The following is a 13,990-nucleotide window of genomic DNA, read 5'->3' as shown; positions in this document are numbered from 1 at the left end:
GGGCGGCCGCGTCGGCAGCGGCGCCCTCGGCAGCGGGCAGGGCGGAGTCGCGCGATGTGCGCGATGACGTACGCGCACCGCTTGCGCGCCCCGTCCCCCCACCCGACGTCGCGGACGCGACGAAGACCTGTCGACCTTCCCGGCCACGCACCGAACCCGTGACCGCCGGGCCAACGAGGGGAATACCTCCCGTGCCTGCCATCCGCTCAGCTTCAGTGAAGCGCGGCCTCGCCCTGCTGGCCGCCTTGCCCCTCCTCACCCTCGCCGCCTGCGGCTACGGTTCCGACTCCAAGGACGAGGGAACCTCGAAGGTCGCCGCCGGCGCCGAGAAGATCGACGGTCTCGACTCCGTGAAGATCGGCTACTTCGGCAACCTGACCCACGCGACCGCGCTGGTGGGCAACCAGAAGGGCTTCTTCCAGAAGGAGCTCGGTGCCACGAAGGCCGAGTACGCGATCTTCAACGCCGGCCCCTCCGAGATCGAGGCGCTGAACTCGGGCTCCATCGACATCGGCTGGATCGGCCCCTCGCCGTCCATCAACGGCTACACCAAGTCCAAGGGCACGGACCTGCGCATCATCGGCGGCTCGGCCTCCGGCGGTGTGAAGCTGGTGGTCAACCCGGACAAGATCAAGTCCCTGGCGGACGTCAAGGGCAAGAAGATCGCCACCCCGCAGCTCGGCAACACGCAGGACGTGGCGCTGCTGAACTGGATCGCCGACCAGGGCTGGAAGGTCGACGCGGAGAGCGGCAAGGGTGATGTGTCGGTCGTCCGGACGGACAACAAGGTCACCCCGGACGCCTACAAGAACGGCTCCATCGACGGTGCCTGGGTGCCGGAGCCGACCGCGTCCAAGCTGGTCGCCGCGGGCGGCAAGGTGCTCCTTGACGAGTCGGACCTGTGGCCGGACAACAAGTTCGTGATCACGAACATCATCGTGTCGCAGAAGTTCCTCAAGGCGCACCCGGACGTGGTCGAGGCCGTGCTGAAGGGCTCGGTCACGACCAACAAGTGGATCAACGCCAACCCGGACGAGGCGAAGGCCTCCGCGAACGCGCAGCTGAAGATCGACTCCGGCGCTGAGCTTCCGGCGAATGTGCTCGACCCGGCGTGGAAGTCCATCCAGATCCTCAACGACCCGCTCGCCTCCACCCTCAACTCGGAGGCGGACCACGCGGTGAAGGCGGGTCTGCTGGAGAAGCCCGACCTTGACGGCATCTACGACCTCACGCTGCTCAACAAGGTCCTCAAGGCCGAGGGCGAGAGCCCGGTCGACGACGCCGGTCTCGGCGTCAAGTAAGCCCGGTCCCCGATGAGTTCCCAGGAGGTGACGACCATGGCCACCACACTCGCCAAGGCTGCCGACGGCGCCGAAGCGGTGGAGCACGCCACCCGTATCGAGCACGTCTCGAAGTCATTCGCCGGGCCCGCCGGGCAGCAGCTGGTCCTCGACGACATCACCCTTGATGTCGCGCCGGGCGAGTTCGTCACCCTCCTGGGGGCCTCGGGCTGTGGCAAGTCGACGCTGCTGAACCTGGTGGCGGGGCTCGACGCCCCGTCCGCGGGCAGCATCTCGACGAACGGCCGCCCGGCCCTGATGTTCCAGGAGCACGCGCTCTTCCCCTGGCTGACCGCGGGCAAGAACATCGAACTCGCCCTGCGACTGCGGGGTGTTGCCAAGACCGAGCGGCGCGAGAAGGCCGAGGAACTGCTCGCACTCGTCCGCCTCAAGGGCGCGTACGGCAAGCGCGTGCACGAGCTGTCCGGCGGTATGCGCCAGCGCGTCGCGCTGGCCCGCGCACTCGCACAGGACAGCCAACTGCTCCTGATGGACGAGCCGTTCGCGGCACTCGACGCCATCACGCGGGATGTGCTGCACGACGAACTGACCCGCATCTGGCGCGAGACGAACGTGTCGGTGCTGTTCGTGACGCACAACGTGCGCGAGGCGGTACGGCTCGCGGAGCGCGTCGTCCTGCTCTCCTCACGTCCGGGGCGGATCGCTCGCGAGTGGACGGTGGAGATCCCGCAGCCGCGCCGCATCGAGGACACCGCCGTGGCGGAGCTGTCCGTCGAGATCACCGAAGAACTGCGTGGGGAGATCCGCCGACATGGCCAGCACTGAGACCAAGACCGACGCGGTCGCCAAGGACACCCACGACCTCGCCGGTCTGGAGGCGGGCCTCGACGCCTTGGAGACGACCCACACGGGCCGAACTCCCTTCCGGCAGACCTTCGTCCAGAAGATCCTGCCGCCGATCATCGCCGTAGCGCTGGTGCTGTTGGTGTGGCAGGCGCTGATCTCGTTCGAGGTCGTCACCGACCCGAGCAAGCTGCCCTCACCGGGCGCCGTCTGGGACCAGATCCAGCAGGCCTGGCTGGAGGGCAAGCTGCTCGGCTACATCTGGACGAGCGTCTCGCGCGGCCTGGCCGGCTTCGTCCTCGCACTCGCCATCGGCACCCCGCTGGGTCTCCTGGTGGCGCGCGTGAAGTTCATCCGCGCGGCGATCGGCCCGATCCTGTCGGGCCTGCAGTCCCTCCCCTCGGTGGCGTGGGTCCCGCCGGCCGTGATCTGGCTGGGCCTGAACAACTCGATGATGTACGCGGTGATCCTGCTCGGCGCGGTCCCCTCGATCGCCAACGGCCTGGTCTCCGGCATCGACCAGGTCCCGCCGCTGTATCTGCGCGCGGGACGCACGCTGGGCGCAACGGGTCTGCGCGGCACCTGGCATGTCGTCATGCCCGCCGCTCTGCCCGGCTATGTGGCGGGACTGAAGCAGGGCTGGGCCTTCGCGTGGCGTTCCCTGATGGCTGCGGAGATCATCGCGAGCTTCCCCGATCTGGGCGTGGGGCTCGGCCAGTTGCTCGAGAACGGCCGCAACAACAGCGACATGGCGACCGTCTTCCTCGCCATCCTGCTCATCCTGTTCGTCGGTATCGCCGTCGACCTGCTGCTCTTCAGCCCGCTGGAGCGGTGGGTACTGCGCAGCCGTGGTCTGCTGGTGAAGAGCTGATCCGATGATGCGCCATCAGCCGGTCCTCCTGGTCATCGCCCACGGCAGCCGCGACCCGCGGCATGCCGCGACGGTGCACGCCCTGGTGCGGCGGGTAAGGGCAAAGCGCCCCGGCCTCCGCGTCGAGACCGGCTTCCTGGACTTCAACATCCCGTCGGTGAACGGGGTGTTGGAGTCCCTGGCGGCCGAGGGCGTACGGGACGTGGTCGCCCTCCCGCTCCTGCTGACCCGCGCGTTCCACGCGAAGTCGGACATCCCTGCGGTCCTGCGCGCCGCACCGCGCCGGCTCCGCATCCGCCAGGCGGAGGTGCTCGGCCCGTCGCCGCTGCTGCTCTCGGCCCTCGAACGTCGTTTGTACGAGGCCGGTTTGACGCCCGCCGACAAGTCCTCGACCGGGATCGTGCTGGCCTCGGCGGGATCCACGGACCCGGAGGCACTCGCCGTGATCGCCGACCTCGCGCGGGAGTGGCGCCACACGGGCTGGCGTGACGTGCGACCCGCGTTCGCCTCCGCGTCGGGGCCCCGCACGGAGGACGCCGTACGCGCGCTGCGTGAACTGGGCTGCGCCCGGGTCGCGGTGGCACGCTACGTCCTCGCGCCCGGTTTCCTGCCGGACCGCATCGCACGGGGGGCCGCCGAGGCGGACGTACTCGCCGATGTACTCGGCCCCGCGCCGGAGGTGGCGCGGGTGCTGCTTGAGCGATACGACGAGGCCTCGCTGCCGGCGCTGGCGGCGGTGGGCTGAGCGAGTCGTGCTGGTCCTGGCGACGGTGAGCTGCGCAAGGCGGGCTCTCGCCGCGGTGAGCTGCGCAAGGCAGGCCCTCGGTGCGGTGAACTACGCAAGGCAGGCCCTGGCCGCGGTGAGCTGCGCGAGGCGCCGTCACCGCTCCACGGCGGCCCCGCGCGGATCGCGACCGCTCGCCGCCAGCGCGCGTTCGAAGGCGGGCGCGTCGGCGGGCACGGCCACCGGGTCGGCGAAACCGTCGTACTGCCGGTAGAGATCGCCGTGGGTCTCGACGACGTCCAGGACGAGCCGGCCCACGCCGTCCGAGACGCGGAACTCCTGGCCGGTCGCCGTGGCGACGTCCCAGCCGTGCACCGCCATCTCCTTGACGATCATCGAGGCGAGTTCGCCGGCCGGCATCTTGCCCGCTCCGAGGTCGACCTCGCCCTCCCAGACGGCCGGGTCGGCCCAGGCGGCGACGGCCCGGTCGAGCTGGTCGGCGTATCCCTGCGCCCAGCCGGCGTCGGCGGTGAAGTCGCGCCCGGTGAGCTCCTCGGAGAGCTGCTCGCGCAGCGCCCGGTGCTCCAGTCCGTGCGAGGTGTAGAGGACCCAGTGGTTGACCAGCGTGCGCAGGTCCCAGTCCGTGCAGGGGGTGGGACCGGTCAGTCGGCCGACCGTGACGCCGCGCGCGACGCGAGCGGCTTCGGCGGCGCATTCGGTCATGTACGGGTACACGCTCTCTTGGTTCATGCACCTCACGCTAGGGACGCGTCCCGCGCTCTTCTTGAACAAACGCGACAGCCTGGTACGGCGGCGCGCAGGACGCGTACGACGTGCCGGCCTAGTACGAGGTGACGGCCGCGTCGGCGAGGCGCACCAGCTCCGCCACGGACATCGACCCCGCTTCCCGCCGCTCGCGTGCGAACGTGTTCGCCAGCCCCTGGAGCAGGTCGTTCAGCGGGGTCGGTACGCCGTGCAGCCGGCCCAGGAGGGCGATCTCGCCGTTGAGGTAGTCGGCCTCGATGGTGCCGGTGCCACGGTTGAGGGACTGCCAGGAGGAACCCGCGCCGCGTGCGGGGTCGAGCGGGTCGAAGTGGACCTTGTCACCGCGGACCCGCCGCTGCTCCTCCTGACCGGCGTACGCGATCCCGGCGGCGTCGAGCACGGCCTCGCCCTCCGCGCGTACGCGTCCGAGGAGCGCGCGCCCTTCCTCGCCGGACGGGATGCCACTCACCGCCTCGATCGCGTTCACGAGATTGCCGAGGAGCTTCGCGTACTGCCAGCGGGTCACGTCGGGCACGACCGGCGCCTCCAGGCGGGTCGGCTCCAGGTCTGCGGAGATACGGCGGGCCGTCTCGTCCGTGCCGTGCGGATAGCGGCCCAGGAGCAGCATGCCGCTGAGCGGGCTGCTGGGGGCGGAGACGACCCCGGGTTCGACGAAGGTGGCGGGCAGCCAGACGCAGACCCCATACACCCGGCGGAATCGGCGGAGCGCCAGCCGCTGGCTCTCCACCCCGTTCTGTGCGCAGACCAGTGGCAGCCGCTCGGCGGCCGTGCCGCCGCCCGCCACCGGGCGCGGGCCCCAGGCCGCCAGAGCCGCCTCGGTGTCCTGGGTTTTGACGGCGAGCACGAGTACGTCGTCGGCGCGCAGTTCGCCGAGCGCCTCGGGCTCCTCGACCGTGGGCAGCCGGTGCGTGAACGTGCCCTGCGGGGTCACGAGCCTCAGCCCACCGTCGCGCAGTGCCTCGTAGTGGGCACCCCGCGCGACCAGCACGACCTCGTACTCCGCCTCGGCCAGCCGACCTCCGATGGTCCCGCCGACCGCACCGGCCCCGATGATGATGTAGCGCATGGAGATCAGCGTCGCACAGTCGTGTGTACTCTCCATCGAATGGTCGAGGAAAAATTCGGATTCGGCGGAGAGCTGCCGCCGGTACGGCGGCTCGGCTATGGGACCGCTCAGCTGACCGGCCCCGGCTACTGGGGACCGCGCGGCGACGCCCAGGACGCGGTGGCCGTACTCCGGCGGGCCGTCGAACGCGGGGTCACGCTGATCGACACCGCCGACAACTACGGTCCCTCGATCGCCGAGGAACTGGTCGCCGAGGCTCTGCACCCGTACGCCGAGGGCCTGGTGATCGCCACGAAGGGCGGCGTCGTCCGCACCGGCGCCGACGCCTGGCACATCGCCGGACGGCCTGAGCAACTGCGGTCGATGTGCGAGGCGAGTCTGCGCAGGCTGCGGCTCGACACGATCGGCCTGTACCAGTTGCACCGGCTGGACCCGGACGTCCCGTTGCCCGAACAGCTCGGCGCGCTCGACGAGTTGCGCGCGGAGGGCAAGATCCGGCACATCGGCCTCGACAGCATCAGCGCCGAACAACTCGAATCAGCACGGAAGTTGACCGACATCGCCGCCGTGCAGAACCGCTACAACCTCCTCGACCGGACGTCGGACGCACTGCTGAAGCTGTGCGAGGCACACGGAATCGCCTTCCTCCCGTGGTTCCCGCTCGGCAACGGGTCGCTGACCTCCGACCCGGTGTGCGCCGAGATCGCCGCCGCACACGGGGCAACCCCGGGACAGATCGCACTGGCCTGGCTACTGCACCGCTCCCCCGTGCTGTGCCCGACACCGGGTACCGGTTCCCTCGTACACCTGGAGGAGAACCTGGCCGCGACCACGGTTCACCTCACCGACGAAGACACGTGCCGCCTGTACGCACTGGGTTGACCCTGCCCCTGGGGCAGACCCGAGGGTGCTCGTCATGAACTTCCACCTGACGCAGAGTGTGTTCAGTGATCCGGGCGACCTCGACACCGGCGACCTGCCACGGGACCCGGGTCAACTGGCCCGCCTGGTAAGGCAACTGATCCTCCATCGGTCGGAGGGATGGCGTTTCGACCACGCCATCCCGGAGGAACGGCTGCACGAGGACGCCGAGGCACGGTACGTGACCGAGCTGCTGCGGATCCTGCGCGAGCGCCGGGACGCGCCGCTCACCCGGCCGCGGGCTCCCGAGGAGCGGTTCGTCGGGACCTGCCGGGACTTCTCGCTGCTGCTGTGCTCGCTGCTACGGGCGACGGGAACGCCCGCGCGCATCCGCGGCGGCTTCGCCACCTACTTCGTCGAGGGCTTCCATGAGGACCACTGGGTCACGGAATACCTTCTCCGGGACGGGAGTTGGCGGCTCGTCGACGCTCAGGTCCTGCATGATTCGTACGACCTGGACTTCGACCCGCTGGACGTACCGCGCGACCGGTTCCTGATCGCGGGCGAGGCCTGGCGGGCGTGCCGCACGGGGGAGGCCGACGTCAGGACGTTCGGTTTCTCCGGCCTCCCGGAGCTGGGCGGGATGTGGTTCGTACGCGCTCGTGTCATGCAGGACCTGGCCGCCGTCAACGGCGTTGAGGTGCTCCCCTGGGACGGCTGGGGCTCGAAGATCCTCGACGACGCGTCCCTCACAGAGGACGACCTCGCCCTGATCGACACCGTCGCCGACGCCCGCTCCGACGACGAGCTACGGCACCTCTACCAAGACCCGCGCCTCACCGTCCCGGACGAGATCACCTCGTACACGACATACGGCGGCGAACGGAAGGTCACTCTGCGGCGGCGGTCAGCTCCTCCAGTTTGACGACGGTGTTCCAGTTGCGGGTGGTGGCGGTGACGCCCTTCAGGAGCCTGGGCTTGGACAGGGCCTCCGCCAGTTTGGAGCGGCCGAGGCCGTCGGGGGCGTACAGGTAGAGAACCCGGTCGCCGAGGCGGAACTCCTCCGGCAGGAAGGCCTCTTGGCCGACCCCGGCGAAGCGCTCGGCGTCGACGGGGCCGGAGAAGTACGTGGCATGCAGCTGCTTGCCCTCCAGTTCGGCGGCCGGAAACGGGCACGCCTCCCGTACGGCCTTGAGGTAGGCGTGGTCGCGCACCAACACGCCGACCGTGAAGCCGAAGTGCTTCTCGATGGCCTGCGCCAACTCGGCGGCGAGGGATTCCTCGTCGCCCTGGCCGGCGGTGAAGACGGCGTTGCCGCTCTGGAGATACGTGCGTACGCCGCCGTGCCCGAGCCCCTCCATCAGGGTGCGCAGCTCGGCCATCGGCACCTTCTTGCTGCCGCCCACGTTGATCCCGCGCAGCAGCGCCGCATAGGTCGTCGTCATACGTTCACGATAAGTCCGCACCGGATCCGTCCGCAGGCGGTGAAGCGGCAGTCCCCACCCTGATCACGGCCCCGAGAAGCCCCACTACTGGTGCACGTCGGCGGGCAGCTCGGCCTCGATGAGGTCGGCTGCCCGCCTTGTGCCGCCCTCCTCCGCCATCCCGTCCTGGATCTCCGCCAGGCGGCGTGCCACCTCGGGGTCCGCGTCCAGTGCGAGAACCGCCTCCCGCAGGGTCGTCGCGGTCGCCTCCTCCATCGGTACGTGCCGGGCGACTCCCAGCGCCTGGAGCATGTCGGCGTTGCCGAACTGGTCGACGGCCTGCGGTACGGCGACCATCGGCGTCCCGGTGGCCAGCCCCTCCTGGCTGCCTCCCGCCCCGGCGTGCGTGATGAACGCGTCGGCCTGGCGCAGGACCGAGAGCTGCGGCACCCACTGGTGCACCTCCACATTGCCGGGCACCTCGCCCAGCTCGGCGGGGTCGACGAACTTCCCGATCTGCAGCACGACATGCCAGCCCGGCAGCTCGCCGAACGCCTTGACGCACTCGCGGTAGAAGGCGGGCTGCTTGGTGAAACTGGAGCCCAGCGACACGAGCAGCACCTTTTCGGCGTCCGCGGGGCGCCGCCACTCGCCCTGCGCCTCGGGGGCGCCCTGGCAGGCGCCGACGAAGGTGTGGACCGTCTCGTCCACCCGGTCCGCATGGGGCTGTAGCGCCTTCGGGATCAGGACGAGGGAGCGGGCGGGACGGCCGACGAACGGGTCGGGGTGCTGGGTAATCCCGTTCTCCGCCAGCCAGGCTTCGAACCGCGCGTAGTACGCCCGTCCGCGCTCGGTCTTCAGCGGTTCCGCCCACATCGGCTTGGTGACCTCTTCCTCGGCGCCGGTCCAGGCAACGAGGTTCGGTGACAGGGAGACGGCCGGGACATTCCAGCGGTGCGCGAGGACGCGGGCCGGGTACGACGTGATGTCGTGCAGCACGAGGTCCGGTTCGTCACCCTCGTACGCCTTCACGAGCTGCGGCAGCGCCTGGATCGCGTCCGCCAGGAAGGGTTCGACGTTGTCGAGGAGAGTCGTCCCCCAGGCCTCGGGATCATCGTCGGGCGACGGCAGCGTCGAGGTGTAGAGGACGGGCTCGGCGCCGGTCGCCGCGACCTTGTCGGCGAAGACCGGCGGAATCGCGTACGTGACGCGGTGTCCGCGCGCGACGAGCTCCCGGATCACCTCGATGCTCGGGTTCACATGCCCGTGGGCGGCGATGGAGAACATGGCGATGTGGATGCGTCGTATGGTCACGCAAGGGAGGCTAAGCGAGACGAGACGTCTCGTGCAATTGATTAACGCACGGCAGTGGATTCCGTGCGCCGGACCCTGCGGGCGGCACCGGTCATCTCTGGTAGCGGGCCAGCACCAGGTTCCCGTCCTTCACGAGCCGCTTTCTCAGCTCGTCGAGCCCGATCGCCCCGCTGTAGTACTCCTGGAACGCGGGGGTCGCGACCTTGTCCTTCCACTCGGGGTAGCCGCGCACGGACTGGGCGGGCGCCGAGCGCAGGTGGGCGGCGAGCGCGGTGCCGGTCGCCCAGTCGTCCTTGGCGGTGTGCAGGGCAGGGTCCTTGAGGGCATCGGTGCCGGTGGGCAGCATCCAGTCGCCGAGGGCGAGGCGGACCATGTTCTTCGGCTGGAGCAGGAAGTCGATGAACTCGACGGCCTCCTTCTTGTGCGGGCTGTCCTCGGCGACGGAGAGGGTCTGCGGGCTGACGCCCTGGGTGAGGCCGTCCGCGCCGGCCGGGGCGGGCAGTACCTGCCAGTCGAAGCCCTTCGGCGCCTGCTGCACGATCTGCTGACGGTAGGAGAAGCCGAGCGGGACCATCGCGTACTTGCCGCCGAAGAACCCGGGCAGCGTGTCGGAACCGCCCATGCCGAGCGTCGCGCTCGACGCACTCCCGTCCGTGTTCACCTCGTCGTGCACCGTCCTCGGCACCACCTCGTCGGCCGCGTCGAAACGGACCGTCACCTTGCCGTCCTCGCCCCGGTGGAACATCTGCCCGCCGGTGGAGAGGGAAAGGTTGAGTGTCGCGGAGACCGGTTCCTTGAGCGGCCAGGCGACCCCGTACTTTCCGCCACCGCTCAGTTCCTTGGCGATCGAGCGGAACTCCTCCCACGTCCACGGGCTCTGCGGCGTCGGGATGCGGACGCCCGACTCCTTGAGCCACTCGGAGTTGGCGATGAGGACGCGCGGCTCCTGCAGGAACGGCACGCCGTAGATCCCGTCCGCGAAGGTCACCGTCTCCCAACTGCGCTGCGGGATATCGGACTTCAGCCGGGCGGGCAGCAGCTCAGTCAGATCGGCGAGATAGCCGCCGTACGCGAAGTCCGCGAGGTCGTCCGAGGCGTCATGGATGATGTCCGGCGCCTCACCGCCCTCGAAGGAGGTGAGCAGCTGGTCGTGGACGCTGTCCCAACTCCCCTGTACGTACTCGACCTTGACGTCCGGGTGAGCGGCGTTCCACTCCTGCACCAACTCCTTGTTGGCGTCGACGGACTCCTGCTGCCAGGCCAGGGACTGGAACCGGAGCGTGACCCTTCCGTCGGCGCTGCCGTCGTCCGAGGAGCAGGCCGTGAGGAGCAGCCCCATGACCAGTGCGAGGATCCATCGCCTACGCATCAGCTCTTCACCGCCCCGGCGAGCATGCCGCCCGTGATCCGCTTCTGGATGATCGCGAAGATGACCAGCGAGGGGAGCGTGGCGAGGAACGCCGCCGCGGCGAGCGGCCCGAGGTCCGCGACCCCCTCGGCCCCGATGAAGTGCGTGAGGACGACCGGAAGTGTCTGTTTCTCCGGGGTCTTGAGGAGCACCAGCGCGAAGAAGAACTCGTTCCACGCGCTGATGAACGCGAACAGCGCCGTCGCCACGATGCCGGGCGCGAGCAGCGGCGCGGTGATGGAGACCAGGGTGCGCAGTCTCCCCGCCCCGTCCACCGCCGCGGCCTCCTCCAACTCGGTGGGCACGGCCCGTACATAGCCCACCAGCATCCACAGCGCGAACGGCAGCGCCCACACCACGTACACCATGACGAGTCCCGGCAGGGAGTTGATCAGCCGGAGGTTCTTGAGGACCAGGAACAGCGGGATGATCACGAGCACGAACGGGAACGCCTGGCTGACCACGACCCATCCTGTGGCGGCCTTCGCGAGCCGCGTGCGGTGCCGTGCCATGACGTACGCCATCGGGGTCGCGATCAGTACGGCGATCACCGCCGCGCCGAGCGCCGCGATCAGGGAATTGAGCGCGGCCCGCAGCAGGGGCTGCTCGTCGAACGCCTGCCGGAAGTTGGCGAGGGTGGGGTCCTTGGGGATCCAGGTGGGGTGCAGGCTCGCCAGCTCACCCGGGGGCTTGAAGGCGGTGGAGATCAGCCAGAGGAAGGGGAAGGCGAGGAAGACGAGATAGCCGAGCAGCGCGAGGTACTGGCCCGCGCGAGCGCCCTTACCGGTCCTCATGCGTCCGCACCTCCCCTCAGCCGGCCGACGAGGAAGACGGCGAGGAGCACCGAGATCAGAGCGACCATCACGCATCCCATCGCCGCCGCGTAGCCGAACTGGCCGTAGCGGAAGGCTTCTTCGTAGGCGAAGAGCATCGGCAGCCGGGTACGGCCGCCGGGGCCGCCGTTGGTCAGCACGTAGACCAGCGCGAACGAGTTGAAATTCCAGATGAAGTTGAGCGCCGTGACGGCGAGCGCGACCGGTCTCAGCGCCGGCCAGGTGACTGTCCGCAAGCGACGCCAGGCGCCCGCGCCGTCCATCGCGGCCGCCTCGTGCAGTTCACGCGGGGTGTTCTGCAGGCCTGCGAGCAGGGCCACCGTCGTCTGGGGCATGCCCGCCCAGACGCCGACCACGATGACGGCGGGCAGGGCCGTCGCCAGGCCGCTCAGCCAGTCACGGCCGTCCCCGAGGCCGAGGTCGCGCAGCGTCTCGTTGAGGATGCCCGCGTCCGGGTTGTACACGATGCGCCACATGACGCCGACGACGACCTCGGGCATCGCCCACGGGACGATCGCGAGGGCGCGCGCGAGCCAGCGCAGGCGGAGTTCCTCATTGAGCAGGAGGGCGAGTCCGAGCGCGAGGAGGAACTGCGGCACGGTCACCCCGACCGCCCACAGCAGCCCGATCCGGAACGAGTCCCAGAACAGTGTGTCGTGCAGCAGGTCCTGGAAGTTGAGCACCCCGATCCACTGCGTGGACCGCGTCCGCCCCGACTGCGAGTCGGTGAACGCCAGCGCGATCCCGTACAGCAGCGGTCCGACACTGAGCACCAGGATCGGGATCAGCGCGGGCAGCACCAGGAACCAGGCGCCGTGGTCGGCGGAAGGACGCTCCGCCCCCGCGCCGGACGCACGCTTTGCCGACCGCCTCGTCGCGCTCGCCAATGTCACGGATTCGACTCCTTTGGGCGTCTCGTGGTGGTCTGAGCCTGGTCGTCACGGTGGCGGCGTCCGCCCGAAGGACGGGCCGGGCGGGGTCTGGTGCGTGCGGTCGCAAGGCGCCGGAAGGTCCTCGTAGCGGAGCTACCAGGGCCTTTTGGCAACGCGGCGAGCGTGCGTGCCAGACCCCGCCCGGCAGGCGGCACCGTGACGACCAGGCCCAACGCCCAGGCGGCCCCCGTCATCGTGCTGAGGAGCTGACTCCGCGTCAAGACAGCGCGCAGCCCCTTTGTGGGCGTCCGACCAGTACGAATGCGAGACTGGCCGTCGTGAATGGCGTGATCGTGACGTCCTACGCGGGAGCCGGCGAGAGCCATGGGAGGCGCAGGATGGACGAGGCACAGGCGCGGAACGTACTGCGCGCGGCGGATGTGCTGCCGGAGCCGGTACAGGATGCGGCTCTCCTCGCTCTGGGCGAGAACGCGGTGTTCGCGGCCGGTGACCTGGTGGTCAAGGTGGGGCGCGATGCCGAACTCCTCGACCGCGCACGGCGGGAACTGGACATCGCGGCCTGGCTCGCCGACGCGGGTGTGCCTGCGGTGCGGGCGGCCGAGCCCAAGGCGCGGCTGGTCGACGGCCACCCGGTGACGGTGTGGCACCGGCTGCCCGATCCCGTACGCCCCGCGGAGCCGCGCGATCTGGCCGAACTGCTACGGGTGGTGCACGCACTTCCTTCCCCCTCCTTCGCCTTGCCGCCCCGCGAACTGCTGGGCGGTGTGGAGCGCTGGCTGCGCCTGGCGGGCGACGCGATCGATCCCGCGCACGCGGCGTATCTGCGAACCCGGCGCGACGGCTTCGCGACGGCCGCGGCCGCGCTCACCCCGCATCTGCCGCCGGGCCCGATCCACGGCGACGCGCTGCCCCGCAACGTCCATGTCGGCCCCGCCGGGCCGGTCCTGGTCGACCTGGAGACCTTCTCCGCCGACCTGCGCGAGCACGACCTGGTGGTCATGGCCCTGTCCCGTGACCGCTACGGGCTCCCGGCCGAGGCCTACGACTCCTTCACCGAGACGTACGGCTGGGACGTCCGCGAGTGGGAGGGCTGCTCCGTGCTCCGGGGAGCACGGGAGACCGCGAGCTGTGCCTGGGTCGCCCAGCACGCGCCGGTCAACCCCAAGGCACTGGCCGAGTTCGAGCGCAGGGTGGCATCACTACGGAACGGCGACGAAAGCGTGCGCTGGTACCCCTTCTAGGACGGGCGCTCTCCGACAGGGGCTCAGACCCGCCCGTCCGCCAAGTCCCGCAGGCAGGTTGGGGAGCCGCTCGACCGCCAATCCCCGCCGCCAGGAGGCCTCAGACCCGCCCGCCCGGCGAGCCCCGAAGCCGGCCAGGCTCCTCAGACCCGCTCGACCGTCAAGCTCCGCAGCCACGCAGGCTCACACCCGCATAGCCCCAGAGCCCGGCAGGCTCAGACCCGACCGCCAGGCCCCGCAGCCAGGCAGGCTCAGGCCCACTCGACCGCCAGCCCCCGCAGCCAGGCGGCCTCAGACCCCCTCGACCGCCGAGTCCCGAACCCAGAGGCGCTCAGACCCGCTCGACCGTCAAGCTCCGCAGCCACGCAGGCTCACACCCGCATAGCCCCAGAGCCCGGCAGGCTCAGACCCGACCGCCAGGCCCC

General features: G+C 70.1%; 13 protein-coding genes and 1 pseudogene. 7 read left to right on the top strand and 7 right to left on the bottom strand.

Annotated features, from left to right (window positions below; translation table 11 throughout):
• The first annotated feature begins 191 nt into the window (after positions 1-191).
• Genes AB0N66_RS01130 through AB0N66_RS01115 form a run of 4 tightly spaced genes read left to right on the top strand, consistent with a single transcriptional unit; the run spans position 192 to position 3,760 of the window.
• The gene (locus tag AB0N66_RS01130) at positions 192-1,301 is read left to right on the top strand and encodes an aliphatic sulfonate ABC transporter substrate-binding protein (protein WP_365426638.1); all 1,110 of its coding nucleotides are present in this window, start codon (positions 192-194) and stop codon (positions 1,299-1,301) included.
• Between the two features lie 36 nt (positions 1,302-1,337).
• Positions 1,338-2,126: an ABC transporter ATP-binding protein gene (locus AB0N66_RS01125; RefSeq protein WP_365426636.1), complete on the top strand. Its 789-nt coding sequence runs from the start codon at positions 1,338-1,340 to the stop codon at positions 2,124-2,126.
• Positions 2,113-3,015, top strand: coding sequence for an ABC transporter permease (locus AB0N66_RS01120; protein WP_365426633.1), 903 nt, complete (start codon positions 2,113-2,115; stop codon positions 3,013-3,015). Before AB0N66_RS01125 ends, AB0N66_RS01120 begins: the two co-directional genes overlap by 14 nt.
• 7 nt (positions 3,016-3,022) lie before the next feature.
• Positions 3,023-3,760: a sirohydrochlorin chelatase gene (locus AB0N66_RS01115; RefSeq protein WP_365427277.1), complete on the top strand. Its 738-nt coding sequence runs from the start codon at positions 3,023-3,025 to the stop codon at positions 3,758-3,760.
• Between the two features lie 135 nt (positions 3,761-3,895).
• Here the strand turns inward: AB0N66_RS01115 and AB0N66_RS01110 are convergent, their stop codons facing one another.
• Complete coding sequence (locus tag AB0N66_RS01110; RefSeq protein ID WP_365426631.1) at positions 3,896-4,489, bottom strand: TIGR03086 family metal-binding protein; 594 nt, start codon at positions 4,487-4,489, stop codon at positions 3,896-3,898.
• Between the two features lie 91 nt (positions 4,490-4,580).
• Positions 4,581-5,591 carry a 2-dehydropantoate 2-reductase N-terminal domain-containing protein gene (locus AB0N66_RS01105; RefSeq protein ID WP_365426628.1) on the bottom strand — a complete coding sequence of 337 codons (1,011 nt, stop codon included), beginning with the start codon at positions 5,589-5,591 and terminating at the stop codon, positions 4,581-4,583.
• A 39-nt stretch (positions 5,592-5,630) separates the two neighbouring features.
• Between AB0N66_RS01105 and AB0N66_RS01100 the strand changes: the two genes are divergently transcribed.
• Together AB0N66_RS01100 and AB0N66_RS01095 are read left to right on the top strand one after the other, a co-directional pair.
• The gene (locus AB0N66_RS01100; RefSeq protein WP_365426625.1) at positions 5,631-6,473 is read left to right on the top strand and encodes an aldo/keto reductase; all 843 of its coding nucleotides are present in this window, start codon (positions 5,631-5,633) and stop codon (positions 6,471-6,473) included.
• A 34-nt stretch (positions 6,474-6,507) separates the two neighbouring features.
• Positions 6,508-7,377, top strand: coding sequence for a transglutaminase-like domain-containing protein (locus AB0N66_RS01095; RefSeq protein WP_365426622.1), 870 nt, complete (start codon positions 6,508-6,510; stop codon positions 7,375-7,377).
• Here AB0N66_RS01095 and AB0N66_RS01090 read toward each other — a convergent pair.
• The 5 genes and pseudogenes from AB0N66_RS01090 to AB0N66_RS01070 all read right to left on the bottom strand — a co-directional run bounded on the left by AB0N66_RS01090 (position 7,343) and on the right by AB0N66_RS01070 (position 12,324).
• Positions 7,343-7,897 (bottom strand): DUF1697 domain-containing protein, encoded by a 555-nt coding sequence (locus AB0N66_RS01090; RefSeq protein ID WP_365426620.1) that lies wholly within the window; start codon positions 7,895-7,897, stop codon positions 7,343-7,345. The two genes, AB0N66_RS01095 and AB0N66_RS01090, sit on opposite strands and share 35 nt — an antisense overlap.
• An 84-nt stretch (positions 7,898-7,981) precedes the next feature.
• Positions 7,982-9,194 (bottom strand): annotated as a pseudogene (gene mgt / locus AB0N66_RS01085) (macrolide-inactivating glycosyltransferase).
• Between the two features lie 87 nt (positions 9,195-9,281).
• Positions 9,282-10,559, bottom strand: a complete 1,278-nt coding sequence (locus AB0N66_RS01080; protein ID WP_365426617.1) for a sugar ABC transporter substrate-binding protein — start codon at positions 10,557-10,559, stop codon at positions 9,282-9,284.
• Positions 10,559-11,392, bottom strand: coding sequence for a carbohydrate ABC transporter permease (locus tag AB0N66_RS01075; RefSeq protein ID WP_365426614.1), 834 nt, complete (start codon positions 11,390-11,392; stop codon positions 10,559-10,561). The genes AB0N66_RS01080 and AB0N66_RS01075 overlap by 1 nt, the downstream gene beginning before the upstream one ends.
• Positions 11,389-12,324 carry a sugar ABC transporter permease gene (locus tag AB0N66_RS01070; RefSeq protein WP_365426611.1) on the bottom strand — a complete coding sequence of 312 codons (936 nt, stop codon included), beginning with the start codon at positions 12,322-12,324 and terminating at the stop codon, positions 11,389-11,391. Before AB0N66_RS01070 ends, AB0N66_RS01075 begins: the two co-directional genes overlap by 4 nt.
• A gap of 377 nt (positions 12,325-12,701) precedes the next feature.
• Between AB0N66_RS01070 and AB0N66_RS01065 the strand changes: the two genes are divergently transcribed.
• Positions 12,702-13,565 (top strand): aminoglycoside phosphotransferase family protein, encoded by an 864-nt coding sequence (locus AB0N66_RS01065; RefSeq protein WP_365426608.1) that lies wholly within the window; start codon positions 12,702-12,704, stop codon positions 13,563-13,565.
• Positions 13,566-13,990 lie beyond the last annotated feature (425 nt).

Source organism: Streptomyces sp. NPDC093544, assembly GCF_040683495.1.
Taxonomy (GTDB): Bacteria; Actinomycetota; Actinomycetes; order Streptomycetales; family Streptomycetaceae; genus Streptomyces.
The sequence above is the reverse complement of the archived record's forward strand: the minus strand, read 5'-3'. Positions and strand labels throughout refer to the sequence as shown.